The 6,390-nt window shown below is 67.4% G+C and carries 7 protein-coding genes; 5 read left to right on the plus strand and 2 right to left on the minus strand.

The window, feature by feature from the left end; all coding sequences use genetic code 11:
- The coding region (locus tag ACTHJR_RS02105; protein WP_440521409.1) for an alpha/beta hydrolase at positions 1–931 on the minus strand (931 nt) is incomplete at its 3' end.
- A 13-nt stretch (positions 932–944) separates the two neighbouring features.
- A complete protein-coding gene (locus ACTHJR_RS02110; protein WP_440521410.1) occupies positions 945–2,354 on the minus strand; it encodes a glycoside hydrolase family 28 protein in 1,410 nt (469 codons plus the stop codon).
- Between the two features lie 319 nt (positions 2,355–2,673).
- Between ACTHJR_RS02110 and mtnB the strand changes: the two genes are divergently transcribed.
- The 5 genes from mtnB to ACTHJR_RS02135 form a co-directional block, all read left to right on the plus strand.
- Positions 2,674–3,300, plus strand: coding sequence for a methylthioribulose 1-phosphate dehydratase (gene mtnB, locus ACTHJR_RS02115; protein WP_440521411.1), 627 nt, complete (start codon positions 2,674–2,676; stop codon positions 3,298–3,300).
- On the plus strand, positions 3,297–3,848 hold the full coding sequence (locus tag ACTHJR_RS02120; RefSeq protein WP_440521412.1) for a 1,2-dihydroxy-3-keto-5-methylthiopentene dioxygenase: 552 nt from the start codon (positions 3,297–3,299) through the stop codon (positions 3,846–3,848). The genes mtnB and ACTHJR_RS02120 overlap by 4 nt, the downstream gene beginning before the upstream one ends.
- A gap of 76 nt (positions 3,849–3,924) precedes the next feature.
- Positions 3,925–4,560 carry an acireductone synthase gene (gene mtnC / locus ACTHJR_RS02125; protein ID WP_440521413.1) on the plus strand — a complete coding sequence of 212 codons (636 nt, stop codon included), beginning with the start codon at positions 3,925–3,927 and terminating at the stop codon, positions 4,558–4,560.
- Positions 4,557–5,612 (plus strand): S-methyl-5-thioribose-1-phosphate isomerase, encoded by a 1,056-nt coding sequence (gene mtnA, locus ACTHJR_RS02130; protein WP_440521414.1) that lies wholly within the window; start codon positions 4,557–4,559, stop codon positions 5,610–5,612. Before mtnC ends, mtnA begins: the two co-directional genes overlap by 4 nt.
- Before the next feature lie 34 nt (positions 5,613–5,646).
- Positions 5,647–6,390 (plus strand): ribose-phosphate pyrophosphokinase (locus ACTHJR_RS02135; RefSeq protein WP_440521415.1); only part of this gene is annotated, 744 nt, incomplete at its 3' end.

The raw sequence follows: 6,390 nt of genomic DNA on the forward strand, positions 1-6,390 counted from the left end.
TGTCCTCGGTGGTCGAGATCACCGCATAGGGCTTGGGCGCGGCAAGCTCGACCCAATCGGGCAAATCAAGCCCGGCGGCGATGAAGCCCGGAATGCTCTGCTCGCCATCCTGCGGGCCGGGCCCGGCAAGCAGGTGCCTGAAGTCGTTGACGTAGCAAGCCGAGGCCGCCGCCTGGACGCGGTCGTCCATCGCCGCGACGTAAGCGGTGGCGGTGCCGCCGCCCGAGCAGCCGAACGCACCGATCCTCTTGGCATCGACGTCGCGGCGCGAGACCAGATAGTCGATCCCGCGCATCTCCTCGTTGATGAAATAGCGCGCGAGGTGATCGCCGGTCAGCAGGGTCTGGAAGCCGGCGATGCTATGGTCGCCGGTCGGCCGTTCGCCGCGCGAGCGCCCGGTCATCGCGTCCCAATATTCCAGCCGTTCGCCCTCGCCGACGATGTCGTAAGCGAGCGCGACGATATGGTTGCGCGCGAAGCTGGCGGCGAAGGCGTAATTGCTGAGCTTGCCGCTCGGGCCGTGGCCGGGGGCGATGATCACCGCCGGATAGGGACCGGTGCCGCCCGTCGGCACGAACAGATTGGCGGTGATATGCTGGCCGGGCATCGCGTCGAATATCAGTTTCTCGACCCGGAAGCCCTGCCCGGCGAAACTGCCCGTCACCTTGGCGGCGAGCGGCCCGGTGCGCGGCGGCAAGCCGCCGATCCGCTTGAGGATTTCCGCCTTCACCCAGGTCTTGCGCGCTTCCGCGGCGGCGGGTGTCGCGATCCGCGCCACCTCGGCGGCGCGGGCATCGAGCCGCGCGTCCGCTGCCTTGTCGAGCGTGGCGATCAGCGCGCTGCGGCTGTCCTCTTTCGCGCCGGACGGCATCGCGGCCGTCACCGCCCCAATTGTCGCCAGTGCCGCCAGGATCAATCCCGTCCGCTTCATGCTGCCCCCTCGTTCAGAGCTTGCTGACCGGCGCGCCGTTGACGCGCACGCGGTCGAGGACCAGCCCGTTGGTGTAAGCGATCACGCTCGGGCTGGTGACGCCGTCGAAGCTGCACTCGCTCAGCCGGACACGCTCGATCGGCGCGTTGGGCAGGCCTTGCGAATCGAGCGCCATCACCGAATGCCGCGCCGTCAGACGCTCGATCGTGACGTCGCGCAGGACGGGAGTGAATCCGCCCTTCGCCCCTTCCTCGTAATTGAAGTCACAGGCGATCACCGCCTGTTTGACCTGCCCGACCGAGATGTCGCGGTAATGGAATCCCTCGAGCAGGCCGCCGCGCGTCGCGTTGTTATTGAAGCGAATCGCGAAATCGAGATTGGGGCTGTCCATCGCGCAGCGCTCGGCGAAGACGTTGCCGCAGCCGCCCGAAATCTCGCTGCCGATGGTGATGCCGCCATGGCCTTCGCGCATCGTGCAATTGCGGATGACGAAATTGCGGCTCGGCACGCCCACGCGCCGCCCATCCTCGTTGCGGCCCGATTTGACCGCGATGCAATCGTCGCCAGTGTCGAACAGGACGTTCTCGATCAGCACGTCGGTGCACGATTCGGGATCGCAGCCGTCGTTATTGGGGCCATGGCCGAGGATATCGAGGTTGCGGACGGTGACGTTGCGGCACAGCACCGGATGGACTTGCCAGAACGGCGCACCGCGCAGCTTCACTCCCTCGATCAGCACGTTCTCGCAGGCATAAGGCTCGATGAAGGTCGGGCGGAGATGGTCGGTCAGGCCGAACACGCGCTTCTCGACCGGCACCCGCCTGTCCGCCATGTCGAACAACCGCTTCCGCGCGTCGAGCTGGTTGGGCATGCCGTCGCGCCAGCCATTGTCGAGCGTGCCATGCCAGCGTCCTTTCCACGACCACCAGTTGCGATCGCTGCTCTGGCCATCGAGCGTGCCCGACCCGGTGACCGCGACATTGCGCTTGCCATGCGCATAGACCAGCGGCGACAGGCCCATCATCTCGACGCCCTCGAACCGCGTCAGCACGATCGGGAAATCGGCGGGATTGGTGCTGAACAGAATCGTCGCGCCATCGGCGACGTGCAATTCGATGTTCGAATCGAGATGGATCGGCCCGGTCAGGAAGCGCCCAGCGGGCACCACGACGCGGCCCCCGCCTTTCGCCGCCAATGCCGCGATCGCCTTTTTGAAAGCGCCGCTGTTGAGCGTGACGCCGTCGCCCTTCGCGCCATACTCGACCACGCTGACCGAACGTGGCGGGATGCGCGGCGGGCGGATGCGCGCGAGAATCTCGGCCGCACCGGCCCAGGGATCGGCCGGCCGCGCCCAACCCGGCATCGCCAGCATGGAGGCACCGGTAACGCCGGCTCCGATCAGTTCGCGTCGGTTCAGTCGCATGTGGCGCGCTCCCCTCCTGATCGCCGGTCCGGCACGCGGCGGGGAATCTTCGAACCCTCTCCAGCCGCGCTGTTGCCCGGAATGTGCGGACGCACCCGGCACGGAAGGAATTATGGGAAACCGGTGTCATTGGCAAGCGATGTTCAAGCTTGCATCGTCGATTGACACCGGTTACCATAACACTCGGTCGCCCCGCTTCGCTTGAGCCGGTCGGCCAGATTACACTTTCCTCCCCTCCGGGCGCGGCTTCGACACGAAGCGGCGCCCTTCTTTTTTGGAGCGCTGGCGCCCGCACGGACCGGCCTCTACAGGGACGGGCATGACGAGCATCAGCTTCGACGACGCCCGCCAGCGCATCATCGCGGTCGGCCGCCGACTCGACGCGCGCGGCTGGGCACCCGCCACCGCGGGCAATTATTCGGCGCGGCTGGAGGACGGTTTCGCGGTCACCGCCTCGGGCTGGCACAAGGGCCGGTTGAGCGAGGACGGCGTGCTCAAGCTCGATGCCGCGGGCAAGGTGATCGGCGCGGGCAAGTCGTCGGCGGAGACGCACCTCCATCTCTCGGTCTATCGACTGTTCCCCGAAGCGGGCGCGGTGCTCCACGGCCATTCGCCACAGGCGGTCGCCATGAGCCGTGCCTTCCGCGACCTCGACGCCTGGCGCTTCGCCGGGCACGAGATGATCAAGGTGTTCCCGGGCCACGATACGCATGAGGCCGAGATCGTCCTGCCGATCGTCGACAACAGCCAGGACATGGCGGTGATCGAGGCCGCGATCGCCCCGGCCCTCGCACGGCCCGGCGCGATCCCCGCCTATCTGATCCGCGACCATGGCCTCTACGCCTGGGGCCGGGACCTTGACGAAGCCGAGCGCGTGCTCGAAGCCGTCGAATGGCTGATCGCGGCCGAGCTTGCCGAACGGAGTTTCAGGGAGAGCCGATCATGACTCGCCTTCGCGTCTTCGCCGCCGATGACGGCGCCAATCCGGTGCTCGACACCAGCGACCCGACCTGGATCGGCGATGCCTTGAAGAAGATCGGCGTGCGCTACGAACGCTGGCCGTTGCGCGACACCCAAGGGGCAGACGCCGGCGGCGTGCTGGTCGCCTATGCGCCGGAGATCGACAAGTTGAAGGCTGAGGCCGGCTATCAATCGGTCGACGTCATCAGCCTGGCGCCCGACCATCCCGACCGCGCCGCGCTGCGCGAGAAATTCCTGTCCGAGCATCGCCATTCGGAGGACGAAGTGCGCTTCTTCGTCGCCGGCGAAGGGCTGTTCACGCTGAGGACCGACGACGACCGCGTCCATGCGATCCTGTGCACCGCCGGCGATCTGATCTCGGTACCGGCGGGGATGCGCCACTGGTTCGACATGGGGCCGGAGCCGAGCTTCACCGCGATCCGGCTATTCGAGAATCCCGACGGTTGGGTGGCGAAATTCACCGGCGACGCGATCGCCGACCGCTTCCCGCGACACGAACCGGCGGCCGCCTGAGCGGCCGTCTCGTTCCTGTCACAGGGCGGGGCAATAGCGAGCGACGCGCCGACAAGCTGGCACGAACGGAATTGGAATGACCGAAGCGCCCAAAGCGATCCTCCTCGACGTCGAGGGGACCACGACCAGCATCGCCTATGTCGCCGAGGTGCTGTTTCCTTACGCGCGCGAGCGTATTCCCGGCTGGGTGCCGATGCACCGCGAGGAGATCGCGTCGGTGCTTGCCGGCATGCCGGCGGGCGATCCTGTGACGACGTTGCTCGGCTGGATGGATGTCGACGCCAAGGAGACCGCGCTCAAGGACATCCAGGGCCGCATCTGGCGCGAAGGATACGAGGCCGGCGAGCTCAGGGGCCATGTCTATCCCGACACGCCCGAAGCGCTGAAGCGCTGGACCGACGCCGGTATCCGCGTGTGCATCTATTCGTCGGGCTCGGTCGAGGCGCAGAAGCTGATCTTCGGGCATAGCGATGCCGGCGACCTGACCCGCTATCTTTCGGGTTATTTCGACACCACGAGCGGCCCCAAGCGCGAAGCGGCATCCTACACCACCATCGCAAAGGCGCTGAAGCTCGACCCGGCCGACATCCTGTTCGTGTCGGACGTGTCGGCGGAAACCGACGCGGCCAAGGCGGCCGGCATACGCGCGCTGCTGATCGATCGCGACACCGGCAACGGCGACATCGCCAGTTTGGCGGAGGTGCTGCCATGATCCTCGAAGGCCGGCGCACGCGGTCGATCATCCCGACCGCCGACGCCAAGGGCGCTCGCATCCTCGACCAGCGCCAGCTTCCCTGGGAAGTGCGCTGGGTCGAGCTTCGTACGGAGGACCAGGCCGCGGTCGCGATTCGCGACATGTGGACGCGCGGCGCGCCGATGATCGGCGCGGTCGGCGCTCATGGCCTGGCGATGGCGCTCGACGCCGACCCGAGCGATGCCGCGCTCGACGCGGCCTATGAGCGCCTGATCGAGACGCGCCCTACCGCGATCAACCTGAAATGGGCGCTCGACGAAGTCGCCGCGGCCGTTCGTCCGCTCGCCCCCGCTGACCGCGCCGCCGCCGCCTTCGCCCGCGCCCAGGCGATCGTCGACGAGGACGAGCAGCTTTGCCGCGCGATCGGCGAGCATGGCCTCGCTTTGCTCCGCGACCTCCACGCCAGGAACCCGGGCCGCCCGCTCAACATCCTGACGCATTGCAATGCCGGCTGGCTGGCGACGGTCGATTACGGCACCGCGACCGCGCCGATCTATCTGGCGCACGATGCCGGCCTGCCGCTGCACGTCTGGGTCGACGAAACCCGCCCGCGCAACCAGGGCGCGCTGCTGACCGCGTTCGAGCTGCGCAATCACGGGGTCCCGCACACGCTGATCGCGGACAATGCCGGGGGCCTGCTGATGGCGCGCGGCCAGGTCGACGCGGTGATCGTCGGCACCGACCGCGTCACCGCCAATGGCGACGTCTGCAACAAGATCGGCACGTACCTGAAGGCACTCGCCGCGCGCGACACCGGCGTGCCCTTCTACGTCGCCTTGCCCTACACCACGTTCGACGCCGCGACGCCGAGCGGCGATGCGATCCCGATCGAGGAACGCTCGCCCGCCGAGCTGACCGAGATCAGCGGCGCCACCGCCGATGGACTCGGAACGGTGCGCCTGACCCAGTCCGACGCCTACAACCCCGCCTTCGACGTCACGCCCGCGCGGCTGGTCACCGGCTACATCACCGAACGCGGGGTGCTGGACCGGTTGCAGACTCCCTTCTAAGGAGGCGCGCAAACCTCAAAAGGGCGAGCACGAAATGAAGTTGATGACCGGCAATTCGAACCTGCCGCTGGCCAAGGCCATCGCGGCCTATCTCGAAATGCCGCTGACCGACGCCCTGGTGCGCCGCTTCGCCGACGAGGAGATCTTCGTCGAGATCAACGAGAATGTCCGCGGCGAGGACGTGTTCGTCCTGCAATCGACCGCCTTTCCGGCCAACGACAACCTCATGGAATTGCTGATCTGCATCGACGCGCTGAAGCGCGCGTCGGCCAAGAGGATCACCGCTGTCCTCCCCTATTTCGGTTACGCCCGCCAGGACCGTAAGCCCGGCCCGCGCACGCCGATCTCGGCCAAGCTCGTCGCCAATCTGATCACCGTCGCCGGCGCCAATCGCGTGCTGTCGGTCGATCTCCATGCCGGGCAGATCCAGGGATTCTTCGACATCCCGACCGACAATCTGTTCGCCGCGCCGGTCATGTCGGCGGACATCCTGGCGCGCTATTCGGGGCGCAATCTGATGGTCGTGTCGCCCGACGTCGGCGGCGTGGTCCGCGCGCGTGCGCTCGCCAAGCGGCTCGACAACGCGCCGCTGGCGATCGTCGACAAGCGCCGCGAGCGCGCCGGCGAATCGGAAGTCATGAACATCATCGGCGACGTCGAGGGGCGCTTCTGCATCTTGATCGACGACATCGTCGATTCGGCCGGCACGCTCTGCAACGCCGCCGCCGCGCTCAAGCAGGCGGGCGCCGAGGGCGTGGTCGCCTATGTCACGCACGGC

Origin of the sequence: Sphingomonas sp. (genome assembly GCF_051962185.1) — a bacterium.
Classification (GTDB): Bacteria; Pseudomonadota; Alphaproteobacteria; order Sphingomonadales; family Sphingomonadaceae; genus Sphingomonas.

Excerpts from the sequence above, each read along its gene's own strand:
- ACTHJR_RS02110 (WP_440521410.1), bottom strand. The coding sequence starts at position 2,354 with ATGCGACTGAACCGACGCGAACTGATCGGAGCCGGCGTTACCGGTGCC.
- mtnB (WP_440521411.1), top strand. The coding sequence starts at position 2,674 with ATGACGAGCATCAGCTTCGACGACGCCCGCCAGCGCATCATCGCGGTC.
- ACTHJR_RS02120 (WP_440521412.1), top strand. The coding sequence starts at position 3,297 with ATGACTCGCCTTCGCGTCTTCGCCGCCGATGACGGCGCCAATCCGGTG.
- mtnA (WP_440521414.1), top strand. The coding sequence starts at position 4,557 with ATGATCCTCGAAGGCCGGCGCACGCGGTCGATCATCCCGACCGCCGAC.
- mtnC (WP_440521413.1), top strand. The coding sequence starts at position 3,925 with ATGACCGAAGCGCCCAAAGCGATCCTCCTCGACGTCGAGGGGACCACG.